The sequence below is a fragment of the Streptomyces sp. NPDC029466 genome, assembly GCF_055574515.1.
Map to the genome: position 1 here is coordinate 85,902 of NZ_JBVHZH010000029.1, position 20,698 is coordinate 106,599.

Here is a 20,698-nt window from a genome sequence, read left to right on the forward strand (position 1 = left end):
GAATGAGCGGTCCCAGGGAGGGCACGCAGCGTGAGCGTTGACGAGAGCCAGGACAGCGAGACCGGGCAGGTCCCGGTCCGGCACATCGATGCCACGGCGGGCGAGTTGGAAGGCCTCGCCGAGCAGGCGCGGGCGCTCGCCGAGGGCCGGGTGACCTCGACCGCGCTGGTACGGCGGTCGCTGGAGCGCATCGAGGCCACCCAGGGCACCGTCAACGCCTTCCGGCGGGTACGGGCCGAGGCGGCACCGGCGGAGGCCGCTGAGGCCGACCGCAGGCTGGCGGCCGGGGAGCGGCTGCCGCTGCTCGGGGTGCCGGTGGCGGTCAAGGACGACACCGACGTGGCGGGCGAGCCGACCGCGTTCGGCTGCGCCGGGGAATTCCCGCCCAAGGAGCGCGACGCCGAGGTCGTCCGGAGGCTGCGGGCGGCCGGCGCCATCATCGTCGGCAAGACCAACGCCTGCGAACTGGGCCAGTGGCCGTTCACCGAGGGCCCGGCCTTCGGCAACACCTGCAACCCGTGGAACCTCGCCCACACGCCGGGCGGCTCGTCCGGCGGTTCGGCCGCCGCGGTCGCGGCCGGGCTGGTCCCCGCCGCCCTCGGCACCGACGGCGCCGGCTCGGTCCGGATCCCCGCCGCCTGGTCCCACCTCGTCGGCATCAAACCCCAGCGCGGCCGCATCTCCACCTGGCCGGACCCCGAGTCCTTCCAGGGGATCACCGGCATCGGACCGCTGGCCCGTACGGTCGAGGACGCGGCCCTGCTGCTGGACGTGGCCAGCGGCAACCACGACGGTGATCTGCACCGGCCGCCCGCCATCGCGGCCCGCGAGGCCGCCGGCCGCGACCCGGGACGGCTGCGGATCGCGCTGTCCTGGAAGGCGGCCTTCACCTTCACGCCCAAGCCGCTGCACCCCGACGTGCGGGCCGCGGTGACCGGTGTGGCCCGCACGCTGGCCCGCCTCGGGCACTTCGTCGAGGAGGCGGAGCCGGACTACGGGCTGGTCGGGCTGGCCTTCGTGCCGCGCGCCACGGCCGGGGTGGGGGAGTGGGCGGACCGGGTCCCCGACCGTTCGCTGCTGGACCGCCGTACGCGGGAGGCGGCGCGGATGGGGCGGCTGCTCGGCGGGCCCGTACTGCGCCGGGCGCGCGCCGTCGAGCGGCGCCAACAGCGGCGGATCGGCGCACTGTTCGGCCCCTACGACGTCCTGCTGACGCCGACCACGGCCACCCCGCCGCCCCGCATCGGCACCCTCGCCAAGCTCAGCGGCTGGCGTACGGATCAGGCCATGATCGCCGCCTGCCCGTACGCCTGGCCCTGGAACGTCCTCGGCTGGCCGGGCGTGAGCGTGCCCGCCGGGTTCAGCGCCGACGGCCTGCCGCTGGGCGCCCAGCTGCTCGGCCCGGCCCACGGCGAGCCCCAGCTGATCTCGCTGGCCGCCCAGCTCCAGGACGATCTGCGCTGGCACGAGCGGCGGCCGGCCGGCCATCCGGTGCCGTACGAGGGCGTCCGCCCCTGAGCCCGGGGGCGGACGGCGCCGCGCCGACTACGGTCCCGCTCATTGAGGCATCAGCCGCCGTATCAGCCCGGCCGCCGTCTCCAGGGTCTGCCGCTCCTCCGCGGTCAGCCGTATGGGCTGCGGACGCACCAGCTCGGCGCGGGCCGGCGCCGCGATGGTGGCCGGGCCGCCGGTGTGGTTGTCCTTTCGATTCTGCGGTGCGCCGCCGGACGCGCCACGGTGGAGATGGTCTTGCCACGGTCCGTGACGGGGCTTACGGTCACCTCCACACGCGTAGATCGCGGCGTAGATCATGCGCGGGCGCAGGCTGACGCATCGACAAAGGAGCAGCTCATGGCCGATGTTGTGCGTGCCGCACTGGTTCAGGCGACCTGGACCGGCGACACCGAATCGATGATCGCGAAGCATGAGGAGTACGCCAGAGCGGCCGCCGCGCAGGGCGCGAAGGTGATCGGCTTCCAGGAAGTCTTCAACGCCCCGTACTTCTGCCAGGTCCAGGAGCCCGAGCACTACCGCTGGGCCGAGCCGGTGCCCGACGGCCCGACCGTCCGGCGGATGCAGGACCTGGCCCGCGAGACCGGCATGGTCATCGTCGTCCCCGTCTTCGAGGTCGAACAGTCCGGCTTCTACTACAACACCGCCGCCGTCATCGACGCCGACGGCACGGTCCTGGGCACCTACCGCAAGCACCACATCCCGCAGGTCAAGGGCTTCTGGGAGAAGTACTACTTCAAGCCGGGGAACGCCGGCTGGCCGGTCTTCGACACCGCCGTCGGCAAGGTCGGCGTCTATATCTGCTACGACCGCCACTTCCCCGAGGGCTGGCGGCAGTTGGGCCTCAACGGCGCCCAGCTGGTCTACAACCCCTCCGCCACCTCCCGCGGCCTGTCCGCCTACCTCTGGCAGCTGGAGCAGCCCGCGGCCGCGGTCGCCAACGAGTACTTCATCGCGGCGATCAACCGGGTCGGCGTCGAGGAGTACGGCGACAACGACTTCTACGGCACCAGCTACTTCGTCGATCCCCGGGGCCAGTTCGTCGGCGAGGTCGCCAGCGACTCCAAGGAGGAACTGGTCATCCGCGACCTCGACTTCGGCATGATCGACGAGGTCCGGCAGCAGTGGGCCTTCTACCGCGATCGCCGCCCCGACGCCTACGACGGGCTGGTGCAGCCATGACCCCCGACCCCGCGGGCCTGTACGCCCGCCATCAAGCCGTCCTCCCCTCCTGGCTGAGCCTCTACTACGAGCGGCCCCTCGAACTCACCCATGGCGAGGGCCGCCACGTCTGGGACGCCGAGGGCAACCGCTATCTCGACTTCTTCGGCGGCATCCTCACCACCATGACGGCGCACGCGCTGCCCGAGGTCACCAAGGCCGTCGCCGAACAGGCCGGCCGGATCATCCACACCTCGACGCTCTACCTCTCGCGCCCCATGGTCGAGCTGGCGGAACGGATCGCGGCGCTCTCCGGCATCCCCGACGCCCGGGTCTTCTTCACCACCTCCGGTACGGAAGCCAACGACGCCGCGCTCCTCCTGGCCACCACGTACCGCAGCTCCAACCAGGTCCTGGCGATGCGCAACAGCTACCACGGCCGGTCCTTCTCCACCGTCGGTATCACCGGCAACCAGAGCTGGTCACCCACCAGCCTCTCGCCCCTCCAGACGCTCTACATCCACGGCGGGGTGCGCAGCCGCGGCCCGTACGCCGGGCTGAGCGACAGTGCGTACACCGCGGCCTGCGTCGCCGACCTGGAGGACATGCTCCAGCAGACCGCGGGCGGCGTCGCCGCGCTGATCGCCGAACCGGTGCAGGGCGTCGGCGGATTCACCATGCCGCCGGACGGCCTGTACGCCGCGTTCCGCGAGGTGCTCGCCCGGCACGGCATCCTCTGGATCAGCGACGAGGTGCAGACCGGCTGGGGCCGTACCGGCGACCACTTCTGGGGCTGGCAGGCGCACGCCGACAACGGCCCGCCCGACATGCTGACCTTCGCCAAGGGCATCGGCAACGGGATGTCCATCGGCGGGGTGGTGGCCCGCGCCGAGGTGATGGACTCGCTCTCCGCGAACTCCATCTCCACCTTCGGCGGCAGCCCGGTCACCATGGCCGCGGGCCTGGCCAACCTCGGCTACCTCCTGGAACACGATCTCCAGGGCAACGCCCGGCGGGTCGGCGGCCTGCTCATCGAGCGGCTGCGGGCGGTCGCGGCCGGCCTCGATCTGGTCCGGGAAGTGCGCGGCCGCGGCCTGATGATCGGCATCGAACTGGTCCGCCCCGGTACCGACGAGCGCTCGCCGGAGGCCGCCTCCCTGGTCCTGGAAGCCGCCCGCGAACGCGGCCTGCTGATCGGCAAGGGCGGCCAGGGCGGCGCCTCACTGCGCATCGCACCCCCGATGACGCTGACCATCGCCGAGGCGGAAGAAGGCGCGGATCTGCTGGCGGACGCACTGCGGGCGGCGCAGGGGCAGCTGGCTCCGGCGTAGGGGACGGCTGTGGCCGGGGGCTTCGCCGGGCGCGAGTCCCCGGCCCGGCCGATGCCCGCGGGGGAGGGCGGACCGGACGACGCGGGCCCGGACCGGAGCGGCTGACACGCCTCAGGCGGCCCCGGCGGTCTCCCGCACCGTGTCGGCCACCAGGGTGAAGAAGCGGGTGTGGGCGCGCCGGCTGCACGGGGCCTCCGGATTCCACGGCAGCAGCCGGGACCGGGCCTCGATCGCGCGCCAGTGGGCGTGGGACCGGAGCTGTTCGGGCCGGGCGGCATTGGCCCGTACGTCCATCAGCACGATGTCCGGCGCCATCGCCGCGGCGTCCGCCCAGCCGACGGTGGACCAGTTCACCCCGGCGCCCCCGGCCGGCTCCAGCAACCCCACACCGTGCTCGGTCAGCGCCCGCAGATCCGGCCAGGAGCTGGGCCGGGCCAGATGCACCCGCTCCGGGCCCGCGGGCGACAGCGCCAGTACCCGCGGCCGTACGGCGCCGCCGGTCGCCTGCCGCAGGGCGTCCTCCGCGGCGTCCAACTCCCGTGCCCGGACCAGGGGTTCGCCGCGGCCGAGCGATCCGGCGAGCGCCGCGAACCGCTCGCGCACCCCGGCCAGGCTCCGGCCGGGGCCCACCGCGACGGTGGCGACCGGGACCTGTGTCTCCAGCTCCAGGGCGGTCTTCTGCTCCAGCCCGTAGACCTGCTCGCCGTCATAGGTCACGGCCACCACGAGGTCCGGTGCCGCCTCCAGCAGGGTGTCAGGGTGCAGCGCGCCGCCCGAACCGATGTAGCCGATCTCCGCGAGCGGCAGTTCACCGGCCTTGGCGGGGTCGGGGGCGGCGCCGTCGTGCTGGGAACCGAAGAGCCCCACGGGGCGTATGCCGTGGTCCCACAGCGTCGCCCCCGCCTGTATATACGCCACGATCCGCAGCGGCCGGACGCCGGCCACCGCCAGTCGCCCCCGGTCGTCGGAGAACTCCCACGGTGTGCTCTGCTCCATGAGCCCGCCGCCTTTCCGAATCGTCCGTCAGAATGCCGGGCCGCCCGCCAGGTTCGCCCGCCGGTTCGGCGCATACCTGCCCATCGCGTCACTCCCGCACCCCTCCTGCGGGTACTACGCCCCCTGGCCCCGATGCCCCGCGTTGAACCGTCCAGCTGATCGTCGGTGCAACACGAACGTCTCCGCTGATTAACGGTCACGGTATTGCCACCGTGGGTGACATGCTTCTACGGTCTCCTTCTCGACCGTGATCTACGGGTGTAGACCGGTTGTGGCGTGGCGTCAGCGGAGCAGACCTGCCGGGGGGATGGTGCGCGTCGAGCTCCGCCTTCCCGTGCCGCCGATGTCGCTGGTGTGGAAGGGAGCAGGATTGTGAGCCGTACGGTCGTACAGAACGGACTGGTGATCACCGCCGCCGATGAGGTCCACGCCGATGTCCTGGTGGAGGACGGCCGGGTCGCCGCCCTCGCGGCACACGGCAGTCACACGGCGGACGGCTGGGCCGGGGCGGCGGACCGTGTCCTGGACGCCACCGGGAAATACGTCATCCCAGGGGGCGTCGACGCGCACACCCATCTGGACTTCCCCTTCGGCGGGACCTTCTCCTCCGACAACTTCGAGACCGGGACCCGCGCCGCGGCCTGGGGCGGCACCACCACCCTCATCGACTTCGCGGTCCAGTCCCGCGGCAAGTCGCTCCGGGCCGGCCTGGACGCCTGGCACGCCAAGTCCGACGCCCAGTGCGCCATCGACTACGCGTTCCACATGATCCTCTCGGACGTCAACGAGCACACCCTCAAGGAGATGGACCTCCTGGTGGCGGAAGGCGTCACCTCGTTCAAGCTCTTCACCGCCTATCCCGGCGTCTTCTACAGCGACGACGGGCAGATCCTGCGCGCCATGCAGCAGTCCGCCGGCAACGGCGGGCTGATCATGATGCACGCCGAGAACGGCATCGCCATCGACGTCCTCGTCGAACAGGCGCTGGCCGAGGGCCGCACCGACCCGCGCTACCACGGCGAGGTCCGCCGGGTCCTCCTGGAGGCCGAGGCCACGCATCGCACCATCCAGCTGGCGCGGGTGGCCGGCGCCCCGCTCTATGTCGTCCATGTCTCCGCCGAGGAAGCCCTCGCCGAGATCGCCCAGGCCCGCGACAAGGGCCTGAACGTCTTCGGTGAGACCTGCCCGCAGTATCTGTTCCTGTCCACCGACAACCTCGCCGAGCCGGACTTCGAGGGCGCCAAGTACGTGTGCTCCACGCCGCTGCGGCCGCGCGAGCACCAGGCGGCGCTGTGGCGGGGGCTGCGCACCAACGACCTCCAGGTGGTCTCCACCGACCACTGCCCGTTCTGCTTCCAGGGACAGAAGGAGCTCGGCCGCGGCGACTTCTCCAAGATCCCCAACGGGATGCCGGGCGTGGAGAACCGGATGGACCTCCTCCACCAAGGCGTCGTGGAGGGCCGGATCAGCCGCCGCCGCTGGATCGAGATCGCCTGTGCCACCCCGGCCCGGATGTTCGGCCTCTATCCGAAGAAGGGCACCCTCGCCCCCGGCTCCGACGCCGACCTCGTCATCTACGACCCCACCGCCCAGCAGACCGTCTCCGCCGAGACCCACCACATGAACGTCGACTACTCGCCCTACGAGGGCAAACGCCTCACCGGGCAGGTCGAAACCGTGCTCTCGCGGGGCGAACTCGTCCTCGACCGGCGGGAGTTCACCGGACGCGCGGGACACGGCCAGTACATCCCGCGCGGCACCTGCCAGTACCTCATCTAAGGAGTGCCGCTGTGGACTTCGGACTTGTCCTGCAGGCCGACCCGCCCGCTTCCGCCGTTGTGTCCCTGATGCGCCGCGCCGAGCGCAACGGTTTCCGCTACGGCTGGACCTTCGACTCGGCCGTCCTGTGGCAGGAACCGTTCGTCATCTACAGCCGGGTGCTGGAACACACCGAGCGGCTGATCGTCGGCCCGATGGTCACCAACCCCTCCACCCGCACCCCCGAGGTCACCGCCTCCACCTTCGCCACCCTCAACGAGATGTACGGCAACCGCACCGTCTGCGGCATCGGGCGCGGCGACTCCGCGATGCGGGTGGCCGGGCGCCCGCCCAACACCCTGGCCCGGCTGGGCGAGTCGATCGGCGTCATCCGCGATCTGGCCGAGGGCCGGGAGGCGTACGTCGGCGACCACCGGATCAAGATCCCCTGGATCAAGAACGGCAAGCTCCCGGTGTGGATGGCCGCCTACGGGCCCAAGGCCCTGGCCATGGCCGGCGAGCTGGCCGACGGCTTCATCCTCCAGCTGGCCGACCCCTTCCTCACCGAATGGATGATCAAGGCGGTGCGGAAGGCCGCGGTGGACGCCGGCCGCGATCCGGCCGAGGTGACGATCTGTGTCGCCGCACCGGCTTATGTGGGCGACGACCTGGACCACGCCCGCGAGCAGTGCCGCTGGTTCGGCGGCATGGTCGGCAACCACGTCGCCGACCTCGTCGCACGCTATGGCGAGCACTCCGGCATGGTGCCGGACGAGCTGACCGCGTACATCGCGTCCCGGGAGAGCTACGACTACGCCCACCACGGCCGGTCGGGCAACCCCGACGCGGGCTTCGTGTCGGACGCGGTCGTCGACCGCTTCTGCCTGCTCGGCCCGGTCGCCGCGCACAGGGAGAAGCTGCGGCAGCTCCAGGCGCTGGGCGTGGACCAGTTCGCGCTCTACGCCATGCACGACGCCAAGGAATCCACCATCGACGCCTACGGAGCAGAGATCCTTCCCGCGTTCGCCGACTGAACGGGCCCCGGGAGCAGGCGCGTCGCGGCCCCGCGCGCGCCGCCCCGGCCCGTCGGCCGGGCGCGGTGACCGTGCCACCGCCGCGCCGCCCGGCGACCGGCGGCCCGCATCCGGACGAAAGGTCCCCGCATGCCCGCGACCTCACCCGTGCCGCCGGAGCTCCCCATAACGCCCACGGACCAGATCACCGCACCGGACGGCCGCGTCGAACCGGCGCCGGGTGTCATCGCCGCGCACGGCCGGTACGTCAACGCCGATCTTTACCCCGTGCCGCTGGCCGAACGCCGCTGGACCACCTACAACTTCGCCGCCCTGTGGGTCGGCATGGCCCACAACATCCCCTCCTGGACCCTCGCCTCCGGCCTGGTAGCGCTCGGTATGGACTGGAAGCAGGCGGTCTTCACCATCGCGCTGGCGAACCTCGTCGTGCTGGTCCCGATGCTGCTGACCGGGCACGCCGGCCCCAAGTACGGCATCCCCTTCCCGGTCCTCGCGCGGGCCTCGTTCGGACTGCGCGGCGCCAACCTGCCGGCGCTGGTGCGGGCCGCCGTGGCCTGCTGCTGGTTCGGCATCCAGACCTGGATCGGCGGCCAGGGCATCTACGTCCTGCTGGGCAAGATCTTCGGCGGCGACTGGGCCGGGGCGACGGAGATCGCCGGCTACCCCTGGACGCTGTGGCTCTGCTTCCTGGTCTTCTGGGCCCTCGAACTCGCCATCATCCTCCGGGGCATGGAGACCCTGCGCCGCTTCGAGAACTGGGCCGCGCCCTTCGTCCTCGTCGGTGCGCTGGCGCTGCTCGGATGGATGGCCGCCAAGGCGGGCGGGTTCGGCCCGCTGCTGGACCAGCCGAGCGCCCTGGGCTGGGGCGAGGACTTCTGGCCGGTCTTCTTCCCGTCCCTCATGGGGATGATCGGTTTCTGGGCGACCCTGTCGCTGAACATCCCCGACTTCACCCGCTTCGGGGCCGGTCAGCGGGCCCAGGTATGGGGGCAGTCCCTGGGGCTGCCGACCACCATGACGGCGTTCGCCCTGCTCTCCGTACTGGTCACCTCGGGTTCGCAGGCGGTGTACGGGGCGCCGATCTGGGACCCGGTCGCGCTGGCCGGCAAGGCCGACAATGTCTTCGGCCTGCTCTTCGCACTGGTCACCGTCCTGATCGCGACCATCTCCGTCAATATCGCGGCCAATGTCGTCTCGCCCGCCTATGACCTGGCCCATCTGGCGCCGAAATTCATCAACTTCCGTACGGGCGCGCTGATCACCGGTGTGGTCGGCGTGATCATCCTGCCGTGGAAGCTCACCGCCACCCCCGAGCTGTACATCTTCACCTGGCTCGGGGTGGTCGGCGGACTGCTCGGCACCGTCGCCGGCATCCTCATCGCCGACTACTGGATCATCCGCCGTACCGTCCTCGACCTCGCCGAGCTCTACCGCCCCGGCGGCCGCTACTGGTACACCGCCGGCTGGAACTGGCGGGCCGTCCTCGCCTTCGTCGCCGGCGGACTGCTGGCGGTGGGCGGCTCCTACTCGCAGCCCGGCAAGGGGCCTTTCCCGGCCGATGGCCTGATCCCGTTCCTCCAGCCCCTGGCCGACTATGGCTGGGCGGTGGGCCTCGGCGTCGCGCTGGCCCTCTACACCTTGCTCATGACTACGGCGCCCAGGCACGGAAGCCGGGCGGCCTGAACCGCCCCACCGGGGCTCCGGCCCCGCCTATCGGCAGCCCCGGCCCCGCCCCACCGGGGCTCCGGCCCCGCCCTCGCCCGGGTCGGGGAACGTCGGAATACCCCTCGACTCAGGGCAGTTGTCGGCTACAAGGGGGACCCCGGCTGCTGGCCACTACACCCGGCCACTCCACAAGCGCACAGAGGCCCCTCCCGGTATCCGGGAGGGGCATCTGTGTGTCGGCGTAGGCGCTTACGCGGGGAAGTCCCCGGCCTGTACCTCGGCGACGAACGCTGACCAAGCTGCCGGATCGAACATCAGGGCCGGCCCGTTGGGGTCTTTGCTGTCCCGGACGGGAACGGTGCCGTGGGCACCTGCATGAGCCGGGGACCACTCCAGGCAGTTGCCACCGTCTTGGCTGCTGTAGCTGGACTTGACCCATGGGTGTATCAGGGGGGTCACGATGCCTCCATAAGCTGTTGGATCATCCGGGCTGACGTGTCACGCGAGAGGGCTGAAGCGGTGAGTACATCGTAGGACCGGGAGAGGAGCCGCACCGTGGAGGGATCATCGATGATGGTCCCCGATCTGACGCCCTCCGTGTAGATCACGGGCGGGTCGTCCGGGGTGGTCAGGATGGACATGGAACCGTCCATGAGCCCGTGAGTCTCCGCCGATAGCGGCATCACCTGTAGCACGGTGGTTCGCTGGGAGCCGTGGGCGAGCAACGCGGAGAGCTGTTCCCGCATCACGTCCGGGCCTCCGACGTTCCGCCGAAGCACGGACTCACAGATGACCACGGAGAAGTCCGGCGGGGAAGTGCCCTTCAGTACTTCCTGTCTTGCCATTCGTGCCCGGACCAGCGTGGCCACTTCTTCATCACTGGCCCGCGGGTCGCCCTCGCGGAGAAGGGCCCGCGCGTACGGCGCCGTCTGAAGGAGTCCAGGCACCACCGTGGGCGACCATTCGGAGATGCTGACCGCCTTTGGCTCCAGCTCGATTCGTCGGCGGGAATGCACCGGGAACGATTGGGCGGTGATCTCTTCGTAGAGCCGCTTGAACAATCCGTCTGTCGAAAAGACCTGGTCCAGCCGGGCTGGGAGGTCCGGAGGGATCGGCCCCACGCATGTCTCCACGCGGCTGATGGTGCTCTTTGACGTGCGGACCAGCTTCGCCAGTTGCGTCTGGTTCAGCGGCGCGTCCGGGTACAGCTCCCTTGCGCTCCGGCACTCTTCGGCGAATTGCTTGCGTGGTTCGTTTTCGCCCTCGGCGTCCTCTGCGCCCCCGGTAAGGTCCATAACTCCCCCTGACCATTGACCTGGTCACGTGCGGTCGTCGCGTCATTTATGCCGGTCAACTGCATGTGCATACCCAGTCCTGACCAACGCCCAGGTTGGGCGCTGAATCTCCCCTCACACTACCGATTCCTACCCCACCATTGTCACCAACCGGCCACACAAAGTGAGGGGTTCGGATGGCTGAGCAATGTGTACGAGCGGGCCCGGTGTTGGGCGGTCCGATGCTGGAGCCCGTTCCTGTCCCGGGGTGCGACGTGTGCGAGCCCTGCGGCAAGGACCGGGAGATGGCCCGTAGGGCGGGCTGTTCGCTGGAGGTCCGGAGCCTTAACGGGGTGATCGCGGGCCACCCGCACGGACGGGAGGTGAGGGCGTGATCAGGACGGAGGCACCAGCCGCGTTCTACACGTCGCCCCGCGTGGCGTACGGCCGTCTGCGCCCCGGCACGGAGCGCGAAGGGCGACAGCTCCAGGCCCTGGCGAAGCTCCAGCGGGCACGGCTGCGGGGTATGCCGTGAGCTGCACGAAGTGTGCTGACCTGGAACGGGAGTTGAAGGCGGCCGAAAGGGACGGCGACCGGACCAAAGCGGTGGATTGCCGGGTGTTGCTCCGACGCCACCCCGAACACGACGACGTGCCCGTGGAGACGGACGCGCGTCCCCGGAAGGGAAGGCGAGGTGGCAGGAGTGAGTAGGCAACTTGGTGCCCGCAAGCCATGGGGCGACTTGAGGGAGACCAGCACCGTGGGCAAGGACGATCCCAACAAGGACAGACAACAGGTCGAAAAGGCCGACCTGTTGGCCCGGATGCGGGAGCGCATCCACGCCAAGCCGGACGCCGGCTAGCCCCAGAACTCCGCCCCTTTGTCGGATGCCCATTCCGGCGTCCCCCGCGTTGTCGAGTGATCCCGACAGGGGGGCGGGCAAGGCCCCGGGCGACTGTCCTACGGACAGCGGCAGTTGGCCGGGTGAACAAGCACTGAGAGAACACATGGAGGAACCGTGATCACGATCCTTACGCACGACGGTGGCGACAAGCTCCCCGGCGAGCCGTACCCCGGCCCTCATCAGCCCCCGTCCCCCGACGGTGGCCCGGGTCAGCCCAACCCGCCCAAGGGTGCCTGACCCAGTGGCTGCCGACGCACCACAGGAGCGCCCCGGCCTTGACGGGCCGGGGCGTGCCCTCATGACTTCAGGGGCCCTCTCCTCCGACTGGGCACCCTCGTACGCGGCCGTTCCCCGCTCCACCGTCTTGCCGGACCTCATGTGGCCGTTCGACATGGAGGCGGGCCGGAGCGTGGCCGTGGCCAAGGCGGAGGATCCCGTCAAGTGGCAGGAGTGCGCGGACTCCGACGTACCGATCGTCACCCAGTGGGACGACGGCGAGCATGCCGGCACCGAACCGGGTCACGTCCCGACCAGCTCCGCGTCCATGCCTTCGGTCGTTTTCCGGATGCTCCAGGACCTGGACCTCCAGCCTGGCCACAAGGCTCTGGAGATCGGCACCGCCACCGCCTGGAATGCGTTGCTCATGGCCCACCGTGCGGGGCCGGGGTGCGTGACCACGGTGGAGGTGGACCGGGCGGTGGCCACGTCCGCCATGGCGACCGTGGAGCGGCTGGGAATCCCCCTCCACGTCGTCCACGGCGACGGGTTCCAGGGCTACCTGGAAGGGGCGCCGTATGACCGGGTCATCGCTACGTGTGGCCTCCGGTCCATCCCGTTCTCGTGGGTGGAGCAGTGCCGGCCCGGCGGCGTCATCGTGGCGCCGTGGGGGACGAACTACAGCAACGCCGACGCGGTGGCCCGCCTGGTGGTCGCGCCGGATGGTGAGAGCGCGTCCGGCAGGTTCACCGGCCCCGTGGAGTTCATGAAGCTCCGGTCCCAGCGGTTCGTCCCCCGCCCGCACTCCGAGTACGTCACGGGAAGCGTGGCGGACGGAGTCGAGTCCGCCACGACGATCACCGAAGTGGAGTTCGTCGGGGAGCAGTTCGGCCCGGAGCGGTTCGCCATGGGGCTCCGCGTCCCCCAGTGCTCGTACGTCGTGGCCGGCAAGAGCGACGGCGCGCGGCCGGTCTGGTTCTACAGCCTGAGTGACCACTCATGGGCGTGTGTGCTGTTCCGTGACGGGAAGACGGCCCGTGTCTGGCAACAGGGCCCCCGCCGCCTCTGGGATGACGTGGAGAACGCCTTCCGCTGGTGGGTCGACAGCGGGCGGCCGGATCACACCCGGTTCGGCCTGACCGTGACCGCCAAGGGCGAAAGGGTGTGGCTGGACGACCCGGCCGAATCCTGGAGCCTTTGAGAACGGCCCTGCTCGTGCGCTGCCCCCGTGGCGCATGGGCGGGGGCCTTGTCATGTCCGGCTGTGTCCGCCTTGACGTGACCGGGCAGCAGAGAAGTGGGGAAGTTTGGGCAAGTTCCTTTTTTGCCGTGGGACGTTCATAGCAAGCTCTGTCACAGAGATCGTCATCTCCGACCGAGGAGGACATCATGACTCTGCACAAACTCGGCAAGGACCCCGAGAGCCCCAGCGGGGGGTCTCTCACGATCTACCTGGATGACGCAAAAGATGCCTACCTGGTCCAAGGGCTGAAGGTCGAGGACCCAGACCGCCTGACTCAACTGGACCTTCCCACCCATGAGACGGTGGTCGAGATCCCCCGACGCATGGTGCAGTTCTTTTTGGAGGTGAAGGGTGACGCAGGCCCCGACGTTTGATGCCCTGTTCCGCAACTGCCATCGCTCGGCGGTCCACTTGGAGATGCGGGACGGGTACATGAGATCCGATCCCGCCTTCATCGACTGGGCTGCGGGGAAGGTCATCGACCCCGCCGAACGTTGGCGAGGCTGGCTCGACATCGTGAAGGAGGCGACGGGACGAGGAGTATCGGTCCGTCGCGCACGTATTGTCTCGGAGCCTGTCTCCGACTACATCCGTTTCGAGCATTCGGTCACCGACGGGCTCAACATCAACGCGGGAGAAGAAGTGGGCTGGCTGCCCCGCCAGCAGGCGACTGCACTGGCGCTGCCAGGCAATGACTTCTGGGTCTTCGACGACAAGGTGGTGCTGGTCAACCACTTCGATGGTGATGGCGACTCGCTGGAGCACGAGTACGCCGAGGACCCCCAGTTGGCATCCTTCCTCTCCGCAGCGTTCGAAAAGGTCTGGGAGAAGACTGTCCCCCACGCGCAGTACCGGTTGGCGTGACGACGGGACAGCCTGAAGCACCGTGTCCACTCCACCTTCCTCCTCCGCAGTAAGAGAGGCACGAGTATCCTTCGGCCGGCGCCTGCGCGAGATCCGGAAAGACTTCGGGCTCACCGCGCGGGCGCTGTCCGCGCTCGCAGGTTGGCACGAATCCAAGTGCTCGAAGATCGAAAGCGGGACCAGGCCACCGTCATTCGATGACATCCGTGCCTACGCCGATCACTGCGGAGTTCCGCACCTCGCCAACGATCTGATCGACACCGCACGCGGCATCGACGGCATGTACGTCGAGTGGCGCCAACTGGAACGGTCAGGACTGCGCCGCGCCCAGGAGTCGGTGCTTCCTGTCTGGGAACGCACGCTCCGATACCGCATCTACTCCTCGTGGCTCATCCCAGGCCCTGTGCAGACCGAGGCATACATTCGAGCGCTCCTGACCTCGATCCGCGACCGGCGTCAACTCGTCGATGACGTTGAGGAGGCAGTGCGCGTTCGCCTCGACAAGCAGCACATCGTGCACGAGGGAAATCACCGATTCTCGATCATCTTGGAAGAGTCTGCCCTCCGGTACCGGATCGGCGGAGTCGAGACGATGGCAGGCCAACTGGGGCACTTGCTCACTGTCTCAACGCTGCCGTCCGTCAGTCTCGGCGTCATTCCCTTGACGGCTGATCGCTCAGGGTTATGGCCCGTGGAAGGTTTCTTTCTCTTCGATGACGCACAAGCGAACGTCGAGCTGGTCTCAGCTCATCTGACCGTCGTGCAGCGACATGAAATCGGTATGTACGCGGACACATTCGCCACCCTTGCCGAGCAAGCCGTATTTGGGGCAGGGGCGCGCAGCCTCATCACGCAAGCAATTGACGCTCTCGGGTGATGGTGGGCAAGTTCGGGCACACTCGTTGAGTCTCTCTTGCCCGCAGCCGTTGACTGAACCGAGACGACGTGCAAGGCGAACAGCGGAGGGTCATGAGCGCCCCGACTCAGTACACCCAACAATCCGTGGAACTGCCCTTGGACGGGTGGCTGCTGGAAGGGCGCCGAGCCCTAGGCTGCAAACAGTGCGCTGCCTCAGCCGCAAAGCCCATTCAGGCGCTCAAGCGGAAGGACTGGCGGGCCGCATACTCCGCCGCTTGGGACATTCGAAACCACGATCGCGGGCGCGCGTGAACGACGAGCGGGCGGTTCGGTAGCGGGAAGAGGCGCGCCAAGCAGGCCGCCGGCGATATCGGTCGACACCAACGCCGTCCTCTACGTGCCCAAGACCGGACCTGTTCCGCCGTGCCCCTGCCGGTGCTTGACGTGCACGAAAGAAGGGCGCCAGTGACTCCCACCCCGGCCGCAGAAGCCTGGACAGCCGAGCAGCCGGGGTCGCGAGCAAGTGATCCACGGCCGACCCGCTGAGCGTCGCACGTCGGCCTCTACCAGAGAAGGGCAGGAACACCATGGCAGTCGTTTTAGAGCAACCGTTCAAGGCCCGGCAAGGCCGCGACCTCGTCACACCGGAGCTGTTTGAGCGCCTGGTGGACTTCTGCGCCGACGAGTACGGCCTCGAACGCTCCGTCGCAGAGCGCGTTCAGAGCGAGGCCATCGCGATGTGCCACGTCATGGGCATCACTCAGGCCGGTGACGAAATGGCCCCGAGCAAGCAGGTGGATTCCGGCTGGCACACCTTCATGCTTCACACCGAGGAGTACGCCAATTGGTGTCAGGATAACTTCGGCTACTTCCTGCACCACAGGCCCAACAGCAAGATTCGCACGAAGGGCTTGATGGTCGATGTGGTCGGACGCATCAAGGCCCAGGGGTTCGAGGTGGATGAGCGGCTGTGGGGCACCAGGGCCGACTGTAATCCTCCCGCCTGCTGCGGTGACGGTCCCTGCTGCTAGGTAATTCACGCCGGCGCCCGGGCACCTCAGCCCGGGCGCCAGTCATTTCCCAGGAGAGGAAATTCATGCCGGCATCCCATCAGGGCACTGGCAGAGTGACGGCGTTCTCGATGTTCGGGCCGGTTTTCGGCTATGCGTCCACACCCGTTGATGGCCGTCAGACTGCATTTGTCGGACCGCTTACGCCGGGCGTCCGGTGGTCGAAACTGTGGCAAATGGCGAATCGATGCTGTCGCGCGACAGCGCAGGATCGCGAAAAGGCGCAGTGGATCATCACGCAAGCGTCTCGCGCCTTCATCATGCAGGCCGACCTCGTTGTGAAGCTGCCCCATGCGACTTGGCGCATGGAACCCGGAGAACGCCGGATTGATGTTGTTGATTGGTCAAACCACCACGCGCTCGTCGTGGGGAACATGGTCGTACATGCCCTCACGCCGGAGCAGGTCTCAATGAAGCACACCTATTACCCCCACTACTTCGAATGCTGAGGGCGTTGCCGGCACCTCGTCCAACGCCCTGTGCAGCGCCGGGGGTTGTGGGCCCGCATGGATGATCTGCCGGTCGAAGTCGGTCCACTCGGCGGCGTCCGCGACCGCCCGCCGGACCGCGATGCCCACCGCTTCGCTGCTGAACCCGAACAGTGCGGCACCGGCGGGCGGCAACCGCATCGATCCGCGCCGCCAGGGTCCCGGGCCCCGGCGTTCGCCGGTGCCCCCTCCCACGCGCTGTTGATGGCCTTCAGCGCCTCGTCCGGCTCCAGGAAGAAGTCCCCGGCGATCCGGACCCACCCCCTCCCTCGGAACCGCTGCTCACGGGTGCTCCGCCAGCCCTGCCAGCAGCCGGGGCAGCGCACTGCCGATCGGCTCACGGATCACCTCGGCGGCGAGCTCGTCGTACGGGGTCGGCTCGGCGTTGACGATGATCAGCCGGGCGCCGTGCTCCGCGGCCACCCCCGCGAGCGAGGCCGCCGGCTGCACCTGAAGCGTCGTACCGACCGCGAGGAAGACCTCCGCCGCCTTGGCCACGCCCAGTGCCGTACCGAGCACCTGCGGATCCAGCCGCTCACCGAACATCACCGTCGCCGACTTCAGAATCCCGCCGCACACCAGACACGCCGGATCAGGCTCGCCCGCGGCCACCCGCGCCAGCGCCTCCTCCATCGAGGACCGGGCATGACAGCGGGTGCAGGTCACCGCGCGTACCGTGCCGTGCAGTTCGAGCACCTTGCGGTCGGGCACCCCGGCGCGCTGGTGCAGTCCGTCGACGTTCTGAGTGATCACCCGCACCGGGGTCCCGGACCGCTCCAGCCTGGCCACCGCCTCGTGCGCGGCATTCGGCCGGGCCCGGAACGCCGGGCTCTCCTGCCGCATCCGCCACGACCGCCGCCGGATCTCCGGATCACCCATGTACGCGTCGTACGTGACCAGCTTCTCCGCCTCCGGGTCCCGCCGCCACAGCCCGTTCGGCCCGCGGTAATCGGGAATCCCGGAGTCGGTGGAGATACCCGCTCCGGAGAGGATCGCGACGAGGGGGCGGTGGGGCGGCTGGTCGGGGGACGGGACGGTACCGGTCATGGGGTGAGCGTATGCAGTCCTTGGGCCGGTCGTCTTGTCAGTTATCGGTGGCGGGGTGCCAGCCGGGGGCGTACTCCCGGGCGAGTGCGTCCCAGGCGGCGGGGCCGCCGGGGAGGGGCCAGGCGCGGGTGAGGTGAGAACCGGAGTATGTCCGGTGCAGCTCGTGCGCCAGCCGTCGTCCCTGGTTGGCGATCTTGGACGGTGCGAGGGGATCGCCGCCGTCCCGCTGCCGCTGGAGGGCGGCGACGCGTTCCTCGTAGGCGCGGAGATCCGGCCCGGCCAGGAGGGCGTGCAGCTCGGGCAGTCCCTCGCGGTTCAGCCGCAGTACGGGCGGACGGCCGCCCTCGGCGAGGGCGGCCGCGAGCCGGTCATGGCCGTCCAGCAGCACGGCGGTGTCGAGCGCGCTGATCCCCCACAGCACCACGGGTGGCAGCACGCCCTCGCGGTACTGGCGCCGGAAGCCCTTCACCCGTGGGGCGTCCGGGGCGGACAGCGGACGCAGCGGCAGGATGTCGCGGCTGTCGTGCGCGGGGCTTCCGCTGAACCAGGCGATATGGCCGTGGTCCGGATCGTGCTGCGCCAGCGTGTTCCAGTAGGCGTCGACCGCGTCAGCGGACATGCCCGGCCGTAGTTGCCAATCCCCCTCGTGCAGCGGCCCGTTGGTGCTCTCCCGTAGCGCGGTGGCGAAGTGATGCGCCCACCGGGCGAGCCAGGCGTCGTCGTCCGGGCATGCCTCCCGGTACGTACGGGCAGTGTCGGCGCGCAACGGAGGTATCGGCGAGGTGTACCGGCCGGTGCGTGCGTAGTGCACGCCGCGATGGGTGACGCGCTGCCGGGCCAGCAGGACGACCCGGTCGTCCTGGAAGAGCACCAGCCGCCGCCCGTCGGCGACTTCGGCCCGCAGTGGCGGGCGGGCCGGTCCGTCGATGCCCAGCGCCAGCCCGTCCCAGCGGACGCCGCTTGCCGAGCGGGGGAGCGTGGTGCGCTTCACGGGTATCGCCGTCTCGCTTCCTCGGGGGACTCCGGGTGCCGGCGGCTGCCTGGCCCTCGCCCGAGCCTACGGCCATGCCCCGGGGCCGCCCGCCGGCCGGTCCGCGGTGGACCGCATCGGTGATCCCCGTATGGCGCCCGCCGTCTCCGTGACTCCTACGTACGATCGCGAAGGGCCGCCCACCGACCGCGCCCGGGGGCCCGCCCCGCACCGCTCTCACCGCAGCACAGAGGAGTCACCGTGTTCACCACCCGTCCGACCCTCCAAGGCACCTTCGGTATGGCCTCCACGACGCACTGGCTGGCGTCGCAGTCCGCGATGGCCGTCCTGGAGGACGGCGGAAACGCCTATGACGCAGCGGTGGCCGCCGGGTTCGTGCTGCATGTCGTGGAGCCGCATCTGAACGGTCCGGCGGGTGAGGTGCCGATCATCCTGGCGCCCGCGGACGGGCCGGTGCGGGTGCTGTGCGGCCAGGGTCCGGCGCCGGCCGGGGCGAGCGTGGCGCACTACACCTCGCTGGGTCTCGACCTGGTGCCCGGCACCGGACCGCTCGCCGCCGCGGTCCCCGGCGCCTTCGACGCCTGGATGCTGCTGCTGCGCGACCACGGCAGCAAGTCCCTGGCCGAGGTGCTGCGGTACGCCATCGGCTACGCCGAGCACGGCCATCCCGCCGTGGAGCGGATCGGTGCGACCGTCGCGACGGTCCGTGAACTCTTCGAGACGGAGTGGATCTCCTCCGCCGAGATCTATCTCCCGGACGGCCGGCCCGTCGCCCCCGGAGGGCTGCTCAGGAACCGGCCGCTGGCCGCCACATGGCGGCGGCTGACCGCCGAGGCGGAGGCCGCCGCGACCGGTCGTGAAGCGCAGATCGAGGCCGCCCGCCGTATCTGGCGCGAAGGTTTCATCGGCGAGGCGCTCGCCGGCTTCGCGGCCCGCCCCGCCATGGACACCTCCGGCGAACGCCATGCGGGCACCCTCACCGGCGACGACCTGGCCGCCTTCGCCGCCACCTACGAGGCGCCCGTCACCCACGACTGGAACGGCTGGACCGTCGCCAAGGCCGGCGGCTGGTCCCAGGGCCCCGCCTTCCTCCAGCAACTCGCGCTGCTGCCACCGGAGTTGCCCGCGTACGGCAGCCCCGACTACGTCCATCTGCTCATCGAGGGCAGCAAGCTGGCGATGGCCGACCGCGAGGCCTGGTACGGCGACGCCGCCGAGGTCCCGCTCGACGCCCTGCTGAGCGACGGCTACAACGCCGACCGCCGGGCCCTCATCGGCGAGCATGCCTCGTACGAGCTGCGCCCCGGCAGTCCGGACGGCCGCGCCCCGCGGCTGAGCAAGCACGCGGTGGCGGCCGCGGCGGGCACGGACGGCTTTGACGCGCGGGGTGCCTCCGGGCGCGGGGCGGGCGAGCCGACCGTCGCGCACGGGGTGCCGGGAGCGGCCGGTCCGGGCGTACCGGCGGACGTCGCCCCCGAGATCGACCGGAACGGTGCCACCCGCGGCGACACCTGCCATATCGATGTCGTCGACCGCTGGGGCAACCTGGTCTCCGCCACCCCGTCCGGCGGCTGGCTCCAGTCCAACCCCGTCGTCCCGGCGCTCGGCTTCCCGCTCGGCACCCGGCTCCAGATGGCCTGGCTGGAGGAGGGCCTGCCCAACTCGCTCACCCCGGGGCGCCGCCCCCGCACCACCCTCACCCCGTCCCTCGCCCTGCGCGACGGGATCCCGGTGATGGCCTTCGGAACACCGGGCGGCGATCAGCAGGACCAGTGGCAGGTGCACTTCTTCCTGGCCGTGGCGCTGCGCGGAGCGGTCCGTGGCGGCCTCGACCTCCAGGGCGCCATCGACGCCCCGAACTGGCACCAGGACTCCTTCCCCGGCTCCTTCTTCCCGCGCGGGATGCGGCCGGGGAGCGTGACGGTGGAGTCCCGGATCGGCCAGCGGGTCATCGACGAGCTGCGCCGGCGTGGTCACCGGGTCACGGTGGGTGATGCCTGGTCCGAGGGGCGGCTGTGCGCGGTGGCACGGGACCCGGAGTCCGGTGTGCTGTCCGCGGCGGCGAATCCGCGGGGGATGCAGGGGTACGCGGTCGGGCGCTGAGGCGCTGAGGCGCTGAAGCTCCTGTAGCGCTGTGGTCCTGCGGCTCTGAGGCGCTGTACGGGGGACGGGGACGGGGACGGGGGCGGCCGGTGGTCACCGGGCGGCCCGCCCCCCCCCCCGGGCCCCGCCCCCCGCCCCGTGCCCGCCGTGGCATCCGGAATTCACCTGGAGTCCAGTCCTCGTG

At 70.1% G+C, this 20,698-nt stretch carries 21 protein-coding genes and 1 pseudogene; 15 read left to right on the plus strand and 7 right to left on the minus strand.

Annotated features, from left to right (window positions below; translation table 11 throughout):
• Positions 1-30: 30 nt before the first annotated feature.
• The gene (locus ACZ4XD_RS22275; protein ID WP_468044577.1) at positions 31-1,518 is read left to right on the plus strand and encodes an amidase; all 1,488 of its coding nucleotides are present in this window, start codon (positions 31-33) and stop codon (positions 1,516-1,518) included.
• Positions 1,519-1,557: 39 nt separating this feature from the next.
• Here the strand turns inward: ACZ4XD_RS22275 and ACZ4XD_RS22280 are convergent, their stop codons facing one another.
• Positions 1,558-1,812: a hypothetical protein gene (locus ACZ4XD_RS22280; protein ID WP_468044579.1), complete on the minus strand. Its 255-nt coding sequence runs from the start codon at positions 1,810-1,812 to the stop codon at positions 1,558-1,560.
• 39 nt (positions 1,813-1,851) lie between these two features.
• Here ACZ4XD_RS22280 and ACZ4XD_RS22285 point away from each other — a divergent pair, with 39 nt between their 5' ends.
• Together ACZ4XD_RS22285 and ACZ4XD_RS22290 are read left to right on the plus strand one after the other, a co-directional pair.
• Positions 1,852-2,694, plus strand: a complete 843-nt coding sequence (locus tag ACZ4XD_RS22285) for a nitrilase-related carbon-nitrogen hydrolase (RefSeq protein ID WP_468044581.1) — start codon at positions 1,852-1,854, stop codon at positions 2,692-2,694.
• Positions 2,691-4,004 (plus strand): aspartate aminotransferase family protein, encoded by a 1,314-nt coding sequence (locus ACZ4XD_RS22290; RefSeq protein WP_468044583.1) that lies wholly within the window; start codon positions 2,691-2,693, stop codon positions 4,002-4,004. The genes ACZ4XD_RS22285 and ACZ4XD_RS22290 overlap by 4 nt, the downstream gene beginning before the upstream one ends.
• Before the next feature lie 111 nt (positions 4,005-4,115).
• Here the strand turns inward: ACZ4XD_RS22290 and ACZ4XD_RS22295 are convergent, their stop codons facing one another.
• A complete protein-coding gene (locus ACZ4XD_RS22295; RefSeq protein WP_468044585.1) occupies positions 4,116-5,000 on the minus strand; it encodes an ABC transporter substrate-binding protein in 885 nt (294 codons plus the stop codon).
• A 372-nt stretch (positions 5,001-5,372) separates the two neighbouring features.
• Between ACZ4XD_RS22295 and hydA the strand changes: the two genes are divergently transcribed.
• From hydA to ACZ4XD_RS22310, 3 genes are all read left to right on the plus strand, one after another.
• Positions 5,373-6,779 (plus strand): dihydropyrimidinase, encoded by a 1,407-nt coding sequence (hydA, locus tag ACZ4XD_RS22300; RefSeq protein ID WP_042161308.1) that lies wholly within the window; start codon positions 5,373-5,375, stop codon positions 6,777-6,779.
• A gap of 11 nt (positions 6,780-6,790) precedes the next feature.
• Complete coding sequence (locus ACZ4XD_RS22305) at positions 6,791-7,792, plus strand: TIGR03842 family LLM class F420-dependent oxidoreductase (protein ID WP_468044587.1); 1,002 nt, start codon at positions 6,791-6,793, stop codon at positions 7,790-7,792.
• Between the two features lie 129 nt (positions 7,793-7,921).
• Positions 7,922-9,475: an NCS1 family nucleobase:cation symporter-1 gene (locus tag ACZ4XD_RS22310; RefSeq protein ID WP_468044589.1), complete on the plus strand. Its 1,554-nt coding sequence runs from the start codon at positions 7,922-7,924 to the stop codon at positions 9,473-9,475.
• A gap of 231 nt (positions 9,476-9,706) precedes the next feature.
• Here the strand turns inward: ACZ4XD_RS22310 and ACZ4XD_RS22315 are convergent, their stop codons facing one another.
• Together ACZ4XD_RS22315 and ACZ4XD_RS22320 are read right to left on the minus strand one after the other, a co-directional pair.
• Entirely contained in the window at positions 9,707-9,916 is a 210-nt protein-coding gene (locus ACZ4XD_RS22315; RefSeq protein ID WP_468044591.1) for a DUF397 domain-containing protein, read from the minus strand.
• Positions 9,913-10,752: a helix-turn-helix domain-containing protein gene (locus ACZ4XD_RS22320; RefSeq protein WP_468044593.1), complete on the minus strand. Its 840-nt coding sequence runs from the start codon at positions 10,750-10,752 to the stop codon at positions 9,913-9,915. The genes ACZ4XD_RS22315 and ACZ4XD_RS22320 overlap by 4 nt, the downstream gene beginning before the upstream one ends.
• 370 nt (positions 10,753-11,122) lie before the next feature.
• Here ACZ4XD_RS22320 and ACZ4XD_RS22325 point away from each other — a divergent pair, with 370 nt between their 5' ends.
• From ACZ4XD_RS22325 to ACZ4XD_RS22360, 8 genes are all read left to right on the plus strand, one after another.
• Positions 11,123-11,266, plus strand: a complete 144-nt coding sequence (locus ACZ4XD_RS22325; RefSeq protein ID WP_468044595.1) for a hypothetical protein — start codon at positions 11,123-11,125, stop codon at positions 11,264-11,266.
• A gap of 168 nt (positions 11,267-11,434) precedes the next feature.
• Positions 11,435-11,593, plus strand: a complete 159-nt coding sequence (locus ACZ4XD_RS22330; RefSeq protein ID WP_468044597.1) for a hypothetical protein — start codon at positions 11,435-11,437, stop codon at positions 11,591-11,593.
• Between the two features lie 340 nt (positions 11,594-11,933).
• On the plus strand, positions 11,934-13,052 hold the full coding sequence (locus ACZ4XD_RS22335) for a methyltransferase domain-containing protein (RefSeq protein ID WP_468044599.1): 1,119 nt from the start codon (positions 11,934-11,936) through the stop codon (positions 13,050-13,052).
• Positions 13,053-13,239: 187 nt separating this feature from the next.
• On the plus strand, positions 13,240-13,467 hold the full coding sequence (locus ACZ4XD_RS22340) for a hypothetical protein (RefSeq protein ID WP_468044601.1): 228 nt from the start codon (positions 13,240-13,242) through the stop codon (positions 13,465-13,467).
• Complete coding sequence (locus ACZ4XD_RS22345) at positions 13,445-13,957, plus strand: DUF6879 family protein (protein WP_468044603.1); 513 nt, start codon at positions 13,445-13,447, stop codon at positions 13,955-13,957. The genes ACZ4XD_RS22340 and ACZ4XD_RS22345 overlap by 23 nt, the downstream gene beginning before the upstream one ends.
• 22 nt (positions 13,958-13,979) lie before the next feature.
• Positions 13,980-14,834 carry a helix-turn-helix domain-containing protein gene (locus tag ACZ4XD_RS22350; protein WP_468044605.1) on the plus strand — a complete coding sequence of 285 codons (855 nt, stop codon included), beginning with the start codon at positions 13,980-13,982 and terminating at the stop codon, positions 14,832-14,834.
• Positions 14,835-15,402: 568 nt separating this feature from the next.
• Positions 15,403-15,846: a glycine-rich domain-containing protein gene (locus ACZ4XD_RS22355; protein ID WP_468044607.1), complete on the plus strand. Its 444-nt coding sequence runs from the start codon at positions 15,403-15,405 to the stop codon at positions 15,844-15,846.
• Between the two features lie 65 nt (positions 15,847-15,911).
• Positions 15,912-16,334, plus strand: coding sequence for a hypothetical protein (locus ACZ4XD_RS22360; RefSeq protein ID WP_468044609.1), 423 nt, complete (start codon positions 15,912-15,914; stop codon positions 16,332-16,334).
• A gap of 12 nt (positions 16,335-16,346) precedes the next feature.
• Here the strand turns inward: ACZ4XD_RS22360 and ACZ4XD_RS22365 are convergent.
• The 3 genes and pseudogenes from ACZ4XD_RS22365 to ACZ4XD_RS22375 form a co-directional block, all read right to left on the minus strand.
• Positions 16,347-16,630 (minus strand): annotated as a pseudogene (locus ACZ4XD_RS22365) (lipoate--protein ligase family protein); the annotation flags it as partial.
• Positions 16,631-16,655: 25 nt separating this feature from the next.
• Positions 16,656-17,420: an SIR2 family NAD-dependent protein deacylase gene (locus ACZ4XD_RS22370; protein WP_468044611.1), complete on the minus strand. Its 765-nt coding sequence runs from the start codon at positions 17,418-17,420 to the stop codon at positions 16,656-16,658.
• Between the two features lie 37 nt (positions 17,421-17,457).
• On the minus strand, positions 17,458-18,411 hold the full coding sequence (locus tag ACZ4XD_RS22375) for a hypothetical protein (protein ID WP_468044613.1): 954 nt from the start codon (positions 18,409-18,411) through the stop codon (positions 17,458-17,460).
• A 240-nt stretch (positions 18,412-18,651) separates the two neighbouring features.
• Between ACZ4XD_RS22375 and ACZ4XD_RS22380 the strand changes: the two genes are divergently transcribed.
• Positions 18,652-20,514, plus strand: coding sequence for a gamma-glutamyltransferase family protein (locus ACZ4XD_RS22380; RefSeq protein ID WP_468044615.1), 1,863 nt, complete (start codon positions 18,652-18,654; stop codon positions 20,512-20,514).
• The last annotated feature ends 184 nt before the right edge of the window (positions 20,515-20,698 follow it).

Bases quoted from the DNA above. Each gene is read 5' to 3' on its own strand.
- ACZ4XD_RS22280 (WP_468044579.1), bottom strand. From the start codon at position 1,812: ATGATCTACGCCGCGATCTACGCGTGTGGAGGTGACCGTAAGCCCCGT.
- ACZ4XD_RS22285 (WP_468044581.1), top strand. From the start codon at position 1,852: ATGGCCGATGTTGTGCGTGCCGCACTGGTTCAGGCGACCTGGACCGGC.
- ACZ4XD_RS22290 (WP_468044583.1), top strand. From the start codon at position 2,691: ATGACCCCCGACCCCGCGGGCCTGTACGCCCGCCATCAAGCCGTCCTC.
- ACZ4XD_RS22295 (WP_468044585.1), bottom strand. From the start codon at position 5,000: ATGGAGCAGAGCACACCGTGGGAGTTCTCCGACGACCGGGGGCGACTG.
- ACZ4XD_RS22310 (WP_468044589.1), top strand. From the start codon at position 7,922: ATGCCCGCGACCTCACCCGTGCCGCCGGAGCTCCCCATAACGCCCACG.
- ACZ4XD_RS22320 (WP_468044593.1), bottom strand. From the start codon at position 10,752: ATGGACCTTACCGGGGGCGCAGAGGACGCCGAGGGCGAAAACGAACCA.
- ACZ4XD_RS22335 (WP_468044599.1), top strand. From the start codon at position 11,934: ATGACTTCAGGGGCCCTCTCCTCCGACTGGGCACCCTCGTACGCGGCC.
- ACZ4XD_RS22340 (WP_468044601.1), top strand. From the start codon at position 13,240: ATGACTCTGCACAAACTCGGCAAGGACCCCGAGAGCCCCAGCGGGGGG.
- ACZ4XD_RS22355 (WP_468044607.1), top strand. From the start codon at position 15,403: ATGGCAGTCGTTTTAGAGCAACCGTTCAAGGCCCGGCAAGGCCGCGAC.
- ACZ4XD_RS22360 (WP_468044609.1), top strand. From the start codon at position 15,912: ATGCCGGCATCCCATCAGGGCACTGGCAGAGTGACGGCGTTCTCGATG.
- ACZ4XD_RS22370 (WP_468044611.1), bottom strand. From the start codon at position 17,420: ATGACCGGTACCGTCCCGTCCCCCGACCAGCCGCCCCACCGCCCCCTC.